11 protein-coding genes, 2 tRNA genes and 1 pseudogene are annotated in these 15,524 nt (G+C 66.0%); 9 read left to right on the top strand and 5 right to left on the bottom strand.

All coding sequences use genetic code 11. The features are described from left to right. Positions 1-37: 37 nt before the first annotated feature. Positions 38-844 (bottom strand): spondin domain-containing protein, encoded by an 807-nt coding sequence (locus R2770_18110; GenBank protein MEZ5282378.1) that lies wholly within the window; start codon positions 842-844, stop codon positions 38-40. Between the two features lie 205 nt (positions 845-1,049). Between R2770_18110 and R2770_18105 the strand changes: the two genes are divergently transcribed. Together R2770_18105 and R2770_18100 are read left to right on the top strand one after the other, a co-directional pair. Then, a complete protein-coding gene (locus tag R2770_18105) occupies positions 1,050-3,707 on the top strand; it encodes a tandem-95 repeat protein (protein ID MEZ5282377.1) in 2,658 nt (885 codons plus the stop codon). Positions 3,708-3,794: 87 nt separating this feature from the next. Next, positions 3,795-6,053 (top strand): lamin tail domain-containing protein, encoded by a 2,259-nt coding sequence (locus R2770_18100; GenBank protein ID MEZ5282376.1) that lies wholly within the window; start codon positions 3,795-3,797, stop codon positions 6,051-6,053. Between the two features lie 245 nt (positions 6,054-6,298). On the opposite strand, the gene R2770_18095 is transcribed toward R2770_18100, so the two are convergent. Further along, positions 6,299-6,372, bottom strand: a tRNA-Pro gene (locus R2770_18095). Between the two features lie 118 nt (positions 6,373-6,490). Here R2770_18095 and R2770_18090 point away from each other — a divergent pair. Together R2770_18090 and R2770_18085 are read left to right on the top strand one after the other, a co-directional pair. Then, a complete protein-coding gene (locus tag R2770_18090; protein MEZ5282375.1) occupies positions 6,491-7,342 on the top strand; it encodes an LLM class F420-dependent oxidoreductase in 852 nt (283 codons plus the stop codon). Between the two features lie 13 nt (positions 7,343-7,355). Then, positions 7,356-8,015, top strand: a complete 660-nt coding sequence (locus tag R2770_18085; GenBank protein MEZ5282374.1) for an NUDIX domain-containing protein — start codon at positions 7,356-7,358, stop codon at positions 8,013-8,015. Positions 8,016-8,024: 9 nt separating this feature from the next. On the opposite strand, the gene R2770_18080 is transcribed toward R2770_18085, so the two are convergent. After that, positions 8,025-8,999 (bottom strand): asparaginase, encoded by a 975-nt coding sequence (locus tag R2770_18080; GenBank protein MEZ5282373.1) that lies wholly within the window; start codon positions 8,997-8,999, stop codon positions 8,025-8,027. A 45-nt stretch (positions 9,000-9,044) separates the two neighbouring features. Between R2770_18080 and R2770_18075 the strand changes: the two genes are divergently transcribed. Together R2770_18075 and R2770_18070 are read left to right on the top strand one after the other, a co-directional pair. Beyond that, entirely contained in the window at positions 9,045-10,484 is a 1,440-nt protein-coding gene (locus R2770_18075; GenBank protein ID MEZ5282372.1) for a TldD/PmbA family protein, read from the top strand. Further along, positions 10,481-11,806 (top strand): metallopeptidase TldD-related protein, encoded by a 1,326-nt coding sequence (locus R2770_18070; GenBank protein MEZ5282371.1) that lies wholly within the window; start codon positions 10,481-10,483, stop codon positions 11,804-11,806. Before R2770_18075 ends, R2770_18070 begins: the two co-directional genes overlap by 4 nt. 39 nt (positions 11,807-11,845) lie before the next feature. On the opposite strand, the pseudogene R2770_18065 reads toward R2770_18070, so the two are convergent. After that, positions 11,846-12,562 (bottom strand): annotated as a pseudogene (locus R2770_18065) (Bax inhibitor-1/YccA family protein). Between the two features lie 100 nt (positions 12,563-12,662). On the opposite strand from R2770_18065, the gene R2770_18060 reads away from it, so the two are divergent. After that, a complete protein-coding gene (locus tag R2770_18060; GenBank protein ID MEZ5282370.1) occupies positions 12,663-13,796 on the top strand; it encodes an FKBP-type peptidyl-prolyl cis-trans isomerase in 1,134 nt (377 codons plus the stop codon). On the opposite strand, the gene R2770_18055 is transcribed toward R2770_18060, so the two are convergent. Beyond that, a complete protein-coding gene (locus tag R2770_18055) occupies positions 13,797-14,591 on the bottom strand; it encodes an enoyl-CoA hydratase/isomerase family protein (protein ID MEZ5282369.1) in 795 nt (264 codons plus the stop codon). A 116-nt stretch (positions 14,592-14,707) separates the two neighbouring features. Here R2770_18055 and R2770_18050 point away from each other — a divergent pair, with 116 nt between their 5' ends. Both R2770_18050 and R2770_18045 read left to right on the top strand, forming a co-directional pair. Further along, the gene (locus R2770_18050) at positions 14,708-15,223 is read left to right on the top strand and encodes a hypothetical protein (GenBank protein MEZ5282368.1); all 516 of its coding nucleotides are present in this window, start codon (positions 14,708-14,710) and stop codon (positions 15,221-15,223) included. Between the two features lie 170 nt (positions 15,224-15,393). Next, positions 15,394-15,470, top strand: a tRNA-Arg gene (locus tag R2770_18045). Positions 15,471-15,524: the final 54 nt, after the last annotated feature.

Raw genomic sequence — 15,524 nt, 5'->3', positions numbered from 1 at the left:
AAACCCGCGGAGTTCCGAAATCGTTCCGATTTGGGTCTCAGCCCTCTTCTGACATGTCTTCCATCATGTCTCCGGCGTGGATGGTCACCTGGACCAGGCCGGTGGCGGGTCCCACGAGGCGCACGGTCTCGTCAGGGTCGGAATCGCCGGTGTTGGGGCCGGCCTGGCGGGGTGCCTGATCGGCGCCTTCCCCGATGGGCTGATCTGCCTCGGTGCCGGCGTCGTAGATCATCACGTAGTCGGTGATGTCACCATCCATGGGCATGCCGTCCTCGTAGAGCGACAGTGCATCGATGGCAAAGATCCAGTCGTTCGACTGTACGAACATGAACGCCAGGCTCAGTGAGTCGCCCTCGTGGCCTTCGATCGACAGGCGATAGCCGTCGCCGGGCAAGGCCGGGCCTGGCTCGGTGCCGCTGTCTGGCACCGCACCAACAACGCCGCCGATGGTCTCGGCGAGCAATGCAGGGTCGCCGTCTTCGGCCAGTGCCTCGAGCCCGGCCGCCTTGCGAGTCTCACCGACTGCGAAGATCGGGTTCGGCCCGTGACCCGCGTAGGCCACGACCGGGGCGAAGGGAGTCGGCACATCGGCCCCTTCCGACACGTTCTCGATGTGGATGGTGAACGTGGTCGCCGTCATCTCGTCAGCCATGTCATCGGCCATCTCGTCATCAGACATCTCATCGGCCATGTCATCGGCCATCTCGTCAGCCGTCGAGTCCTGGGCCGGGGCGAGGCTGGTTGGGGTCTCGGTGGTGGTCGACGCGTCGTCGGACGAGTCGCCGCACGCAGCTGCACCCACGGCCAGCACAACCGCCAGTGCGAACGCCTTGAACAAGCTCATCTGTCTCTCCTTGTCTGCCCGGCCCAATCAGGCCGGTTTCGAGACATGGAAATGCCCTTGCTGGTGTGATCGTTCCGCTTCGGGCGATCGTTAACCCTTCGACAAGACTCCTTGCCGAGTTCTTAACGAATCCAGGCCATTGAACATTCGTTCAAAAAGCGTCGGGTTTCCTTGCACCCAGGCCGGTTTCGCCGATCGGGAACGTGTGTCGTCCAAGGGGCCCACACAGGGAACCGAACGCCACACTGCAAAGGTCGAGCAGTGGAAGGCGCGTCCAAACGTTGCGCGCGCTCTGCGCGTGGCGATCTTCCTGCTGCCCATCGTGGCCGCGGCCGCGTTTGTGTATCTGGCCGGGTGGCTGATCCCCCCGTACCGACTGGGAATCAACCGCTGGATCTGGACAGCCGTCATGTTCGTTGCGGCGAACCTGATCGTCCACGCGCTGACCAGGTTCCTGCGCCGGTTTGCTCCCCTGGTCGCCCTCATGAAGCTCACCCTGGTCTTCCCCGACCAGGCCCCATCTCGCTCGAAGGCCACACTTCGCAGCTCGAACTCCAGAGCAATGCTGCGCTCGATAGAAGAAGCAGCGGCTAGGGGCGAGCAGACAGCAGAGACCCTGCACGGCGAGTACCTGGTGCAGCTGCTGAAGGAACTGAACCAGCACGACCGCCTGACCAGAGGCCACTCGGAACGTGTCAGGGCCTATTCGGAGCTGATCGGCGAGGAGATCGGCCTCTCCGCCGACGACATGAACAAGCTGCGGTGGGCGGCCTTGCTGCACGACGTCGGCAAGCTGACGGTTCCTTCCGACATTCTGAACGCAGATCGCAAGCCCACCGATGAGGAGTGGGCGATTCTGCAGGGTCACCCCGGCAACTCGATGCGGTTCCTGGAGCCGCTTCGGGGCTGGCTGGGCGACTGGGTGCACGCCGCAGACCAGCATCACTGCCGTTACGACGGCAAGGGATACCCCTACAAGATCGGCGGGCAGGACATCAGCCTCGCCGGACGAATCGTTGCCGTGGCCGACGCGTACGACGTCATGACCAGCGCCCGCAGCTACAAGAAGCCCCTGTCTGCCGAGGCAGCCCGTCACGAGCTGACCGAGTGCTCTGGAACCCAGTTCGACCCGGCGATGGTGCGAGCCTTCCTGAACCTCAGCCTGGGGCGGGTCAGGGCCGTCGGCGGCCCGCTGGCCTGGCTGGCCAACTTCTTCGGCACGGCAGAGGCCCACATACCGCTGGCAACGGGTCTGGTGTCGGGTGGTTCCACCGCTGCGGCGGCCACCGGCGTCGCTGTATCTGTGGTCACGGGCGTGGTACCCAGCGCCGCGCCCATAGATGCGGCCGACGCGGCACCGGTGATCGTCGAGGTCCACCAGGCTGCGGTCACGCTCGCCGAGGACGAGTCGGCCGCGCTGACCGTCTACATCGACGCCACCGGCGAACCTTCGCTGGTGTGGGGAACCCCACAGCACGGGTCGTTCAACGCAGTCGCTTCGCCGACCCGCGGCGAAGACGGCCTGTGGCAGGTCAGCGGTGAATACACACCCGAGCCCGACTATTACGGCACCGACGCGATCGGGGTCGAGGCGTGCCTGCCCGAGGGCCAGTGTTCGGCGGGTCAGGTCGAGCTGACTATCGAAGCGGTCAACGACGCCCCACGGGCCAGCGCCGATCGGGTACGGGGCGAGGCCGAACGCTCGACGACCCTGGACGTCGTCGCAAACGACTTCGACGCCGACGGCGACGAGGTTGCCATCGAATCGGTCGGTCGCCCAGCCAACGGCACCGCGCGGCTGGTCAACGGGCGCATCGTGTATGAGCCAGAGCCCGGCTTCGTGGGTACCGATTCGATCGAGTACACCATCGTCGATTCCGAAGGCGAACGGTCGACGGCGGTCGTGACCATCGAGATCGTCGCCCCCAATCTGCCCCGCGCCGACGAGCCGCCAACAACCACCACGACCACGACGACAACCACGACGGCGCCAACGACCACGACCACCACGGCGCCAACGACCACGACCACCACCAGGCCAGCGACTACGACCACTGCGGCGCCGACGACCACAACCACGACAGCTGCGACAACCACCACCGCTCCCAACCTGCGCCCCAGCGCGGCAGGCGACACCGCGACGGCCGCCGAGGATTCCAACATCACCATCGACGTTCTCGCCAACGACGAAGACGCAGACGACGACACCTTGACGGTCACGGCTGCGTCGGGGGCGCAGAACGGCTCGACTGCAGTCACCAACAATCGTGTGGTCTACACGCCGTCGGCCAACTTCAACGGCACCGACCAGTTCTCGTACTCGATCAGCGACGGAGTCAACTCGCCCGTGTCGGCGACGGTGAGCGTGACGGTCACGCCTGTCAACGACACGCCGACGGTCACGGTTTCGGCATTGCCCAACGTCACCGAGAACGCCGCGCCGGGCACCGTGGTGGCGAGCGTGTCGGCCAGCGATGTCGATGGCGACAACGTCGTGGTGTCCATCGCCAGCGGCAACACCGGTGGCGTATTTGCCATTGCGGGCGGAAGCAGCATCGTCGTGGCGGGCTCGGTCGACTTCGAGGCCCAGCCCAGCTACACCCTCACCATCAGCGCCTCGGACGGCTCGGCGACGACCACCACGAACGCAACGGTGTCCGTCACCGACGTGGACGAGGTACCCACCGCGGCTTCCGACTCGGGGCCCTCGTTCACCACGGACGAGGACGTGCCCCTGACCACCGGGTCTGTTCTCGACAACGACAGCGACCCCGAAGACGGGGGATTCGACCCGTCGACAATCGTCGTCGTCGCCTCCCCTCCCCAAGGCACCCTGACCAACAACGGCGACGGAACTTTCTAGTACCTGCCTCCTAGCAACTGGCACGGAACAACCGGGTTCACCTACACGTTCGACGACTCGGCCGGCCAGACCTCCAACGAGGCGACCGTGACCCTGGTGGTGCTCGCCGGCAACGACGCTCCGACAGTCGACGACCCCGGCCAGGTCTTCGGCGCCGAGCAGACGCCGATGACCCCGCTGACCCTCACATGGCAAGACATCGACGGCGACAACGTCACCTTCGCTGCGTCGGGCCTTCCCAGCGGGGTTGTGGTATCGCCTACTGGCGTTCTGTCGGGCACACCGGCCGACGGCGCCGAGGGCACCTACGACGTCGAGGTCACAGCCACCGACGACGGCGAACCCGCCATGCAGGGATCGGTGACGATCGAGCTGGTCGTGGGGCTGTATGCAGAATCGAACTTGGCCGGCTCGATCGTCATCAACGAGGTGATGCCGCACCAGATCCTCGACAACAACGAATTCGTCGAGCTCTACAACACCAGCGGCGCCAGCATCGACTTGACCGGTTGGAAACTGTGGGACGACGACTACCGAAGTGGCTTCGACGGCGACCTGGCTTGGACCTTCCCGGCCACCGACAGCCGCGGTCAGCCATCGACGCTGGCGCCGGGCTCGTACGCGGTCATATGGCTGAACCGCCTGACGGCAGCCAGCCCGGTGATCGACTCGGACGATGTCCTCGAGTACACGGTCGGGTCCACATCCACGAAGCTCAGCGCCACGGGCGACGACGTGTGGCTGCTCGAGGCCGACAACCACCTGGTCGACATCGTCGTGTTCGGCACCGGCTCGGCTATCGACCTTCCGCCAGCGGGATTGGACATGTGGGACGACACACATCGGGCTTCGTTGGCGCCAGGGACCACTTCGGTTTCGCTGACCCCCAATGGGGTCGACGGCGACGACAGCGCCTGCTGGGAGCCGACCGGCTCTGACGAAGCCAGCGGACGGTGCGCCGGCTGGGTCGCCACAACCAGCAACGGCGTAGTCGCCGGGCGCCCATCCAGCCCGGGCAGCGACAACAATGCCCTCCCGCCAGACGCGGGCGGGCCGTACCTGATGTCTGAGGGAGACTCGCTGGTTCTCAGCGCCTCGGGCGGTTCTGCCGGAGCCTCGTGGTCGTGGGACCTGAACGGTGACGACACCCCCGACGTGTCGGGCCAGAACCCCACGGTCGATTGGGCGACCCTGTCCGGGCTGGGCCTGGACGACGACGGCGTCTACACGGTGAGCGTGACCGCCAGCGGGCTCGAGTCGACTGCGTCACTGACCATCGACAACACCGCACCCACGCTGACCGTGTCGGGCGACAGCTTCGGCACCGTTGGCCAGGCGTACTCGATCACTCTCGCCGCAAGCGACCCGGGCGATGACTCGGTCGCGCAATGGATCGTCAACTGGGGCGACGGGACCATTTCGACCTACTCGGGGATGGGCGGAGCGGTCAGCCACACCTACCAGACGGAGGGCTTCCAGCCCATCGCCGTCTCGGCAACCGACGAAGACGGCCGATGGTTCGAGGCCGATCTGCTGGTCGCCGGCTACGACCAGGACCAACTCTTCCGCTTCGCCGGAACCACGGGCGACTTCATCCAAGCCCTCCCGACGGGCGACAAGCCGGTGCAGCCTCTGGCAGCACCTCAGGGACGCACACTCGTCAGCAACGAGGGTTCGAACAACGTGGTCTATTTCGACGCGGGCTATGTCGCCCAGGGCGAGTTCATAACCGCAGGCTCGGGGGGTCTGTCCCAGCCGGGCGGCATCGCCATCGCTGCGGACGGGAGCCTGTGGGTTGCAAGCGGCGGCAGCAACGAGGTCAAGCAGTACAACACCACCGGGACGTGGATCGGCGACTTCACATCCAGCGCCACCGACCCCCATGCGATCGAGTTCGACGGCAACGGCGATGCCTATGTGGCCAGCTACGCGGACGATCTCGTCAGACGCTTCCCATCGGCAGATGCACTTTCCGGGGTCACCTTCGTCGCCAGCGGATCCGGCGGGCTCGACAAGCCCGAGCAGATGGCCTTCGGCCCCGACGGCAACCTCTACGTCGCCTCGCTCGGCTCGGATGCGGTACTGCGGTTCGACGGGTCTTCCGGAGCCTTCATCGATGCCTTCGTTCCCGCCGGCGGGTCGCCGGCGCTGACCGACCCGTCAGGTCTGGCGTTTGGCCCAGACGGACTCCTGTATGTGTCCAACTATGGTGGCGGCGGAGTGTTCCGCTACGACGGCACCACCGGTGCATATGTCGACACCTTTGTTGCGCCGGGCGCCAACGGGCTGACCGGCCCCGCAATGATCGAGTTCGCCCCCGACCACGCCGTGCTGATCACGAACTAGTTCCAGGCGACCTGCACGCCGGCGAGAACGCCGATCGAACCCCGGGATTCGAGGCTTCGACGTCCTCCTCATCGGCTCCGACAACCAGGCCTTCGCCCAGGTGACCTGCCCAAACCCTCGATAACGACGCCCGCCTCAGATCTGGAGGCGACTCTCCCCCGGAATCCGGCGCAAACGGGCCTCCAGATCAGGAAGGACGCAAGCGAAAACGACGAAAACGTCCCCGCGGGGACGTTTTCGATACGTCGGGATGGGGAGATTTGAACTCCCGACCCCCTGCTCCCAAAGCAGGTGCGCTACCAAGCTGCGCCACATCCCGGTCGCAGACACGATAGCGGTCGGCGGGCCCGCACGAACCCCCAAAACCGGCTGAACGCCCACGAGTCGCTATCGTCGGCGACCAACGACGCGTTACGTCCACCCAGGGGGAACCAGCAATGGAAATCGGTGTCTCGATCTTTCCGACCGACCTCACCATGCAGCCGATCGATCTGGCGCGCCACGCCGAGGAGCGTGGGTTCGAGAGCCTTTGGTTTCCAGAACACAGCCACATCCCTGTCAGCCGGCGCACGCCGTGGGGCGGTCGCGAGGGTGCGCCGCCACTGCCACAGGAGTACTGGCGCTCTCACCACCAGTTCGTGGCGCTGGCTGCCGCTGCGGCTGTCACCGAGAACCTGAAGTTGGCAACCGGCATAACCCTGGTGGCACAGCGCGATCCGATCTGGCTGGCCAAGGAAGTCGCGACGCTCGACTACATCTCCAACGGGCGGGTGCTCTTGGGTGTCGGCTACGGCTGGAACAAAGAAGAGCTCGCCCACCACGGCGTGAAGTACACCGACCGGCGCGAGATCATGCGCGAACGCATCTTGGCGATGAAGCAGCTCTGGACCGAGGACGAGGCTTCGTTCGACGGAGCCTGGGTCAGCTTCGAACCGTCTTGGTCGTGGCCCAAGCCCAAGCAGGCTGGTGGTCCGCCAATCATCCTGGGCGGCGCAGCCGGGCCTCGCACCATCGGCGACATCGTCGAGTACTGCGACGGCTGGATGCCCATCGGCAACCGCCACGACTTCACCGGCAAGGTCGGCGAGATACGCCAGGCCGCAGAAGACGCCGGCCGCGACCCAGACTCGATCGAGTTCGGCGTGTTCTTCGCCAAGCCGACGGTCGAACATCTCGAGGAGCTGGCTGCGCTCGGCATCAAGCGTGCCGTTCTGGGCCTGCCCCAAGGCTCGCCCGACGAGGTCAAGGAAGCGTTCGACAAACTCGCCCCACTGGTCGGCGCGGTTTGACGACTCGGCCGAGATGACCGACACGCCTGCGGGCGTCGAGATCCTCGACGTCTACGACGAGGCGGGCAACCGCACGGGCTCTTTGCCTCGCGACCAGGTGCATCAGCAGGGCCTGTGGCACCCGGTGTTCCACTGCCAGATCGTGGCCGACAGGTCTGGCGTTGCGACCGCGGTGCTGCAGCTCAGATCTCGACACAAGGCCGCATTTCCCGGGCTGCTCGACGTGTCGTCGGCCGGTCACCTGGCCGCGGGCGAAACTCCGATAGACGGCCTGCGCGAGCTGGACGAGGAGTTGGGAGTGCGCCCCGACGTCTCGGCGCTGGTAGAGCTGGGCGTCAGGCGGCTGGTCGACGACAGCGGAGAAGGGCGTCTGAACCGCGAGATGGTTCACGCGTTCTTGCTTCGCGACGACAGGCCGCTGTCGCAGTATCGGGTTCAGCCCGAGGAGGTCGAGGGTGTGTTCGACGCCCCCATCGAGGGGCTGCTAGGCCTGCTGCACGGCGAGCAGGCGACGCTGACGGTCGACGGGGTGCTCGACGCCGGCCACCCGCAAGCCCGGCCCCAGACCAGAACCATCGAGCGGCACCACCTGGTGCCCAGCGACGGCTACTGGACCGTTCTGATGGTGATGGCCGAACGGTTCATGGCGGGCAAGCGCTCGCTCGCCATCTGAGCGACGGGTTCAGCGCGGCCTGACGCGGACTTCGCCGACCTCGGCGCCGGCCCAGTTCTTCAAGACGGCCGGTCTGGGCGCCTGGCGCTGGGTTACGCGTGCAAGGACGTGATCGATGGCCACCTCGGCGGCTCGGCTCGCACCGTCGAGCACCTTTACCGCCACGCCGGTCGCCGTGTCGCGGTCGACAGCGCAGAACACGCCCTCGGCGCCGGTCTTGGCCGCGACCCTGCGGCCATAAGACAACATCACCTTGGTGCAGTGCCTGTCCGTTCCGGCCACGTACCACGGCTGGCTGACCATTGCGTCCAGCAGGCGCAACGCGGCTGCGTCAGAGGCTGGATCGACCCCGCCTGCCTGCATTCGGGCCCACCCCGTCGCCAACGCACGCAGCGGGAACGCCCACACGGGAATGCCGCACCCGTCTATGCCGGGCGCGTTGACGGTGGGGTCGACCCCGGTGAAGGCAGCCAGCGCCCTGGTGACGCGAACCTGCTGAGGGTGTGTTGGTTCGATGTAGCCCTGAACCCGCTCGCCCAGATGGATCGCGGTGTGAATGAACCCGGCGTGCTTGCCCGAGCAGTCGTTGTGAAGCGAGGTGAACGGCTGGCCGGCGGCAACCAGGGCGTCGGCGGCCGGTCCGTAGTAGGGCGCGTGGGGCCCACACTCGAGATCTTCGATGCCGGCGCCGACCGCACCCAACCACGCCTCGACCGCATCGGTGTGGCCCACCTCGCCGCTGTGGCTGGAACACGCCAGGGCCAGCTCGACGTCGGTGAGGCCAAGCTCGTCGGCAGCACCCGAGGTGATCAGCGGAACGGCCTGCATGGGTTTGGCGGCGCTGCGCGGCAGGGTCACGAAGTCGGCGTCGCCCCACGACTCGACCACGTCACCCGAAGCATCGGCGACCACACAGTGAACATGGTGCAACGATTCGACTCGCCCACCCCTGGTGACCTCGACCTCGAGAACCTCGTGCTGCACACAGACAGTCTACGTAGGCCCGCCACGACCCCTTAGCCTTGAGCCATGTCAACAGACCCGATGCTGACGGACCGGCTGGCCTCGCTGCTGCCCACCGATGTCGACTATTGCTCGATACGTGCCATGTCCGAGCGATACGAACGCGTCATGGTGCGAAACGGTGTTGTCGAGCCGGTGCATTCGTTCGATGACCGGGGCGTGATGGTCACGGTTTGGATGAACGGGGGCAGCGGCTACGCAGCCACCGCAGACACCAGCGACAGCGCCATCCTGGCCGCGGTCGACAACGCCAAGCGCTGGGCGGCCATCGCTGCCGGACGTTTCGCCGGCGCAACACCCGCCCCGTCGGGCGCCAGCGGCACCTACCGCTCATCTGTCGACAAGCCGTGGCAGGCGTCGAGCCTGGCCGATCGGGTCGAGATCGTCGCCGATGCCACCCGCCAGCTTCGCAACGACGAACGCATCGTCGACGCTCACACGTCGATCACCGACCGCATCATCGAGATCGTGTTCGTCGACACCGCCGGCGCTCGCATCGAGCAGACACAGAACCAGCTGATGCCAGACATGCGGGTGGTGGCTCACGACGCCGGCCAAACCCAGATTCGGTCGCTGGGCGGCTTCTCCTTGATGGGCCAGGGCGGGGCCGAGGTGCTGGACCGGTTCGGGTTCGCCAACGCACCGCAGCGCATCGTCGAGGAGGCCCTCGAGCTGCTGTCGGCGCCCAACTGCCCAACCGACGTCAGAGACGTCGTGTTGGCCCCCGACCAGATGGTGTTGCAGATCCACGAGTCGATCGGGCACCCGCTCGAGCTCGACCGCATTCTTGGTGACGAGCGCAACTTTGCGGGTACGAGCTTCGTCACCGTCGACATGTTCGGGTCTTTCCAGTACGGCTCCGAGCTGCTGAACGTCACGTTCGATCCAACGGTTGGTGGCGAGCTGGCCTCGTATCAATTCGACGACGACGGCACCCCGGCCGAACGCACCCACCTGATCCGCGACGGCATCCTCGAACGGCCCCTCGGCGGTGGCCTCAGCCAGCAGCGTGCCGGGCTGGACGGCGTGGCCAACTCGCGGGCCTGCTCGTGGAACCGGCCGGCGATCGACCGCATGGCCAACCTCAACCTCGAGCCGGGCGACTCGTCGTTCGACGAGCTGATCGGCAGCGTCGAACGGGGCATCTATCTCGAGACGAACAACTCGTGGTCCATCGACGACAGCCGCAACAAGTTCCAGTTCTCGTGCGAGCGCGGAACCCTGATCGAAGACGGCCAGCTGACCACGGTGGTGCGCAACCCCAGCTACAGGGGCATTTCGTCGACGTTTTGGCGCAGTCTCAGCGGTGTCGGCGACGCATCGACGTTCAAGGTCATGGGTGTTCCCAACTGCGGCAAGGGCGAACCGTCGCAGGTCATATGGGTGGGCCACGCGTCTCCCCCCTGTCGGTTCTCCGACGTCGAAGTCTTCGGAGGTGAGTCGTGAACATCGACTACGTGGACCAGCTCGTCTCCAAGGCTTCCCAGAAGTTGTCGAGCAGCGAGGTGTTGCTGGTTTCGGTGTCGGGTGAAGAAAGCGACTTCGTGCGCTTCAACCACTCGCAGGTGCGCCAGGCCGGCTCTGTCAGCCAGATGTACGCGTCGATAGACCTGTCGGAGGGCCAGCGACATACCTCGATGACTTTGGGGCTGTGCGGCGACGCCGAAACCGACACCTCGGCGCTGGACAGTGCGGTGGCCACCCTGCGCGCCCAGAGGGCCACGGTGCCCGACGACCCGTACTTCATGTACGCAACCGACACTGCCTCCAGCTCGCACTCGAACCCCGGCAGTGTTCCCGACGGCAAAGAGATCGTCGACCTTGTGACGGCCAGCGCATCCGACGTCGACCTGGTGGGCATCTGGGCCGCGGGTCGCCAGTACAGCGCCTTCGCCAGTTCGCTGGGGCAGCGCAACTGGTTCGAGAGCACCACGTTCAACCTCGACTGGTCTGTCTATCTGCGGGCCGACAAGGCAACCAAGCAGCAGTACGCGGGCTTCGACTGGTCGGCCGACGTGTTCGCCGCCAAGCTCGCCCAGCAGACCGGCCAACTCGAGGCCTTGGGCCGCGCCCCGGTCGAGTTGGCGCCCGGCGATTACCGCGCCTACCTGGCCCCATCGGCAGTATCCGAAATCATGTCGATGCTGTCGTGGGGCGGCTTTGGTCTGCGTTCGCACCGTTCGATGGACTCACCCCTGATCAAGATGACCACCGAGGGCCGCACGATGTCGCCGGCTGTCACCATCATCGAGGACGTCGCCAACGGGGTCTCGCCCAACTTCGGCGAGCAGGGTTTCACCAAGCCCAGCCAGGTGCAGCTCATCGTCGAAGGGCAATATCGAGACCACCTGGTGTCGCCTCGATCGGCGCGCGAATACGAGGTCGACACCAACGGCGCGCCTGATTACGAGGCACCGTCGTCGATAGCCATGAACCCTGGGTCGCTCGACACCGCAGACGCCATGGATGCCTTGGGCACCGGCCTGTACGTACCGAACCTCTGGTACCTGAATTTCAGCGACCGCAGCAACTGCCGCCTCACGGGCATGACCCGCTTCGCCACCTTCTGGGTCGAGGGCGGAGAGGTCGTGGCACCGGTTACCCCGATGCGCTTCGACGACACGGCGTTTGCCCTGTTGGGCGACAAGCTCGAGGCGCTGGGCAGCGACGCAGAGTTGATGCTGGACCCCTCCAGCTACGGAGCCCGCTCGACCGAGTCGTTCCGGCTGCCGGCGATGCTGGTGAACGGGATGCGCTTCACCCTGTAGGTGTGCAGGCCGGGCGGGCTGACCGCCCGGCCCGTTCGGCTAATCGCGAAGCTTGGACAGCAGGCGCAGGATCTCGATGTAGATCCACACCACGGTCACCAGCAGGCCGAAGGCCGCGAACCAGTCTTGCCAACGCTCGTGGGGCTGGCGGTTGAGCCGATCGATGTAGTCGAAGTCGATCAGCAGGTTCAGCGACGCAATGCCGACGATGACCAGCGAGATGACGATGCCCACGGGGCCGCTGTCGTGGATGAACGGCACCTCGGCGCCGAAGAGCCGCATGACCAGGTTCAGCATGTACACCGCGAACACGCCGAACGTGGCGGTGATGATGACCTTCTGCATCTTGGGCGTGAGGCGCAGGCGGCCCGACGCGTACATGAACTACATGCCGAAGTACACGGCGGCGGTCAACAGACCAGCCTGCAGCACGATGCCGCTGTACTCGGCCTCATAGAAGCGCGAAACACCGCCGACGAACAGGCCTTCGGCAATCGCGTACAGCGGAGCGGTGATGGCAGCGGTGGTGGGCTTGAACACCGTGAACAGCGCTATGCCGAGCCCGGCGATCATGCCGACGAAGATCATGGCTGCGGTGATGCCCGCAAGCCACCAGCCCACACCGAACGAGGCTGCGAACACGACAAATGTGGCAGCGACCGCCGCCCACGTGTCGGATACGGAAGTGCCCTCGGTGATGGGGCCCGACTGTCGGTCTTGGACGAGCTGCTCTTTGAAGGCATTGCCCGTCAACATCGGGTTGGACGACTGACGCTCGAGAATTGCAGCTGAACGTTGTGTTGCCATGCATGAATCGTACCCTTGGGGGTCCGCTTTCCGCCGAGGTACTCACAGGATGAAACGCACTCTGATCGGCCGCGGCGCTGCGGCCCTGGCGCTGGTGCTGCTGGCGTCGGCCTGTTCGGGCGAGGACGCCGACCCAACCGTGTCGGCCGGGCCCACCACCACGACGGTGCCCCCCACAACGGTGGTGACCACCACTACCTCTTCGGCACCGATCATCGGCGACGTCGACCTGGGCTCGAAGCCGGTGGTGTCGGTCCACACCGAACCAGCGCCCGCCGAGCTGGTCATCAACGACATCGTCCTGGGCGATGGCGCCGAGGCCCAGGCTGGGTCTCTGGTCGTCGCCCAATATGTAGGAGTCCGCTACACCGACGGGGTTCAGTTCGACGCATCTTGGGACCGCGGCCAACCATTCGAGTTCGTGCTGGGGTACGACAGCGTCATCCAGGGGTGGCACCTGGGGTTCGAGGGGATGCGCGAGGGTGGCCGGCGCGAGCTGGTGATTCCCCCAGACCTGGCCTATGGCCCGGCGGGCGCCGGCGAGCTGATCGGCCCGGACGAAACGTTGATCTTCGTCGTCGACCTGGTCGAGGTGCGCTCGCCGTTCCCCGCACCCCAGCTCGACACCGCAGATCGGGTGGTGCTGCCCAACCAGGGCGGCGTGTTCGAGGGTGCAACCCTGACCGAATCGACGGCGTCGGCACCCACACTGATCGTCGGCGACGAATCGGCGCCCAACCTGCCGCCGGGCGAGGGCCTCGAGATCTACATCACGTTCGACCTAAGCCAGGTCCAGTCGCTCGACGGTGCAGATCTGGTCAGCGCCCAGTTGCGCTCACACGCCATGCAGATAGTCGAGGGAACACCCTTCGAAGACCTGGGGCCGCTGAACGCCGTGCGGGTGCAGTACGAATCGTTCCCACCGACACCAGACGAGCGCCTTGCGTTGGGCGACGAGGTTGCCTGCGAGGCCGACCCCGCGGCCGTGCAGCTCAGCTGCAATGTGCTGGACACCGTCGAACAAGCGCTGGCCGACGGCGTCGAACGCATCAGCTTCAGGCTGAGGTTCGCCACGCCAACCGACGCCGACGGCGAACCCGATTTCGCCCTGTTCTTCGTGACGGCCCAGGGCCTGAACGAGCCCGGCGTGTTCACCCTGGAGCTGGGGCTGTCGCCCAGCTAGCTACTTGTTCTTGGACCGCAGCTTCTCGAGATAGGCCTGGGCCGACGCCCTGCCTTCGGGGTCGCGAAGGCCCATCAACAGCCCGTCGGCATCTGACCAATGCCGCATGGTGCCGACCATGCCCTCGGTGACCGCGTTGACGCTGGCCTTGGTCAACAGCACCGGGTGGCGGGGTTTGGCCGCCAGGCTGGATGCCAACTCCTCGACGACGTCGTCCAGTTCGTCGTGGCTGACGACACGGTTCAAGAACCCTGCGGCCTTGGCCTCGTCTGCTGAGAATGGCCGGCAGGTCATGACCAGTTCCTTGGTGAGCGCCGGCCCGATCTCGCGCACCAGCCGCGGAATGCCTCCCCAGGCCAACGGGATGCCCAGGTCGATCTCGGGAATGGACAGATAGGCGTCGTCGACGCAGATGCGCAGGTCGCATACTGCGGCCAACACCAGGCCACCGCCCACGCATGCGCCGTTGATGCGGGCGATGCTGACCGCCCGCATGCCCTCCATGGCCTCGGCCATGATGCGGCCCGAGTCTGCGTCGTCGCGCGGATCGACCCCATCGGCGGTGGACCCGCCGAAGGTCGACACGTCGGCACCGGCGCTGAACGCCCGTCCGGCGCCGGTGACCACCACCACCCGTACCTCGGGCTGGGTGTTGAACCACAGAGCGGCAGCGGCGATCTCGCGAAGCGTGTGGCTGGAGAGCGGGTTCAGGTGCTGCGGACGGTTCAGGGTGATCGAGCCGCGGCGCCCGTCGGCTGCGACCTCGATGGTGTCGAACTGTGGTGGGTTGCTCATCGCACGATGATTTCAGGTTTCTCAGGCGATTCTCATATTCATCTCAAGAATCACTCATGTTGGCCCTCGACCATGAACCCATCGACAAACCGGTCGACCCGCAGAAAGGGACAGCAATGAAGACCACCACCAAGAAGAAGGCACTGCTCGCATCGATCGCTCTTCCCGGGCTGATCTTCGCCGGCACCACCGTCGCCGGGGCCCAGGACGCCGGCGACGACACCGGCACAGGTGACGCTGTGCGCGAGCATCCGGGCCACCGGGGGCCGGGCCAGGGCTTGCGAGCGCTGGTAGACGCGCTGGGTATGGATCCAGCCGAGGTCCGCGAGGCCCTCGAGGGAGGCGCCACCATCGCCGAACTGGCCGACCAGCAAGGCGTTGACATCGACACCGTCATCGACCAGATCGTCGCCGACGCCCAAGCCAAGGCAGACGAGAACCCAGACAGCCCCAGGGCCCAGAACTTCGACGCCGCCGAACTGGAACAGCGCCTCACCGACATCGTCAACGGCGACGCCGAACTGCCCGCCCGCGGCGAACGCGGCGGCCCCGGCGGCCACCGCGGCGGACCGGGCGCCTTCGGGCCCGGCGGCGCAGCTCCGGCCGACGCTGCGTCAGGCGCCAGCGCCTGACCAAACCTGGGCTCGACAGCCCAGCTCAGTACGTGTCCCTGCAACGGATGCCGCCCGCCGTCAGGGACACACCACCAGCCCGGTCCGGTTCTCGGACCGGGCTGCGTGCTTCTCGAATCGCCATCTTCAATGAGAACCTTCGCCCCGGCGCCGATCACTACAATTGCTGCGTCCCCGTAGCTCAGCTGGATAGAGCAAGTCACTTCTAATGACAAGGTCGCAGGTTCGAATCCTGTCGGGGGCGCCAACGAAAGTCCAGGTCAGACCACATGTTCGCAGGTGCTGGCCTGGATTACGCTGA

It is taken from the genome of Acidimicrobiales bacterium, from assembly GCA_041394185.1.
Taxonomy (GTDB): domain Bacteria; phylum Actinomycetota; class Acidimicrobiia; order Acidimicrobiales; family Poriferisodalaceae; genus JAAETH01.
The sequence above is the reverse complement of the archived record's forward strand: the minus strand, read 5'-3'. Positions and strand labels throughout refer to the sequence as shown.

Excerpts from the sequence above, each read along its gene's own strand:
- R2770_18055 (MEZ5282369.1), bottom strand. The coding sequence starts at position 14,591 with ATGAGCAACCCACCACAGTTCGACACCATCGAGGTCGCAGCCGACGGG.
- R2770_18060 (MEZ5282370.1), top strand. The coding sequence starts at position 12,663 with ATGAAACGCACTCTGATCGGCCGCGGCGCTGCGGCCCTGGCGCTGGTG.
- R2770_18110 (MEZ5282378.1), bottom strand. The coding sequence starts at position 844 with ATGAGCTTGTTCAAGGCGTTCGCACTGGCGGTTGTGCTGGCCGTGGGT.
- R2770_18085 (MEZ5282374.1), top strand. The coding sequence starts at position 7,356 with ATGACCGACACGCCTGCGGGCGTCGAGATCCTCGACGTCTACGACGAG.
- R2770_18090 (MEZ5282375.1), top strand. The coding sequence starts at position 6,491 with ATGGAAATCGGTGTCTCGATCTTTCCGACCGACCTCACCATGCAGCCG.
- R2770_18050 (MEZ5282368.1), top strand. The coding sequence starts at position 14,708 with ATGAAGACCACCACCAAGAAGAAGGCACTGCTCGCATCGATCGCTCTT.
- R2770_18075 (MEZ5282372.1), top strand. The coding sequence starts at position 9,045 with ATGTCAACAGACCCGATGCTGACGGACCGGCTGGCCTCGCTGCTGCCC.